This is a genomic window from Mesorhizobium sp. WSM4819, from assembly GCF_055811215.1.
This window is the reverse complement of sequence record NZ_JBVVQO010000089.1, coordinates 1-859: the sequence shown is the minus strand read 5'-3', so window position 1 is coordinate 859 and position 859 is coordinate 1. Positions and strand designations below refer to the sequence as shown.

General features: G+C 65.0%; 1 pseudogene. It reads left to right on the top strand.

The features are described from left to right. Positions 1-88: 88 nt before the first annotated feature. Positions 89-859, top strand: a pseudogene (locus AC0L18_RS32350) (IS630 family transposase); the annotation flags it as partial.

Genomic DNA, 859 nt, shown 5'->3' with positions numbered 1-859 from the left:
TAGAGCACGTCCCGTGATCGATGAATCGATTGTGATGTGACGACGAGCTTCTCCGGTGATTCAACATCCACCTTGATGGAGGTGGATGATGGGAAAAGCACTGAGTGGGGATCTGCGGTCCCGGGTTTTGAAAGCTTCGGATGCCGGCATGTCGGCCCGACAGGCGGCGGCACGGTTTGGGGTCGGCATATCGAGCGCGATCCGCTGGATTGCGCGGGCCAGGATCGGCGAACTGTCGCCGCGCCCGCAGGGCCGCCGCCGCGCGTCCAGCCTGGATGCGCATGACGCCTTCATTTTCGGGCTGATCGAGGAGCGCAAGGACATCACGTTGAACGAGATGGTGGCGCGTCTGGAGGTCGAGCAGTCTTTTCGGATCAGCCGCAGCGCCTTGAGCGCCTGGCTCGGCCGGCACGGCTGGACATTCAAAAAAAGTCCGCGCACGCACTGGAGCAGGATCGCCCCGACGTCCTGAAGCGACGCCGGGACTGGTTCGACGGCCAGCTCGACCTCGATCCAACGAAGCTGGTCTTCATCGATGAGACCGGACTGTCGACGAAGATGGCCCGCCTGCGCGGACGAGCCCCACGCGGCGAGCGCTGCCGGGCCGGCGTGCCCCATGGTCATTGGAAGACCACCACCTTCACCGGCGCATTGCGGCTGACCGGCATGACCGCCCCCTTCGTCTACGACGGCGCCATGAACGGCACCGTGTTCCTGGCGTATGTCGACCAGGTGCTGGTTCCCACACTCGAACCCGGCGACGTCGTCGTGATGGACAACCTGCCTGCCCACAAGGCCGCCGGCGTCCGCGACGCGATCGAGACGGCGGGGGCGAGCCTGCTCTATCTCCCGCCCTATA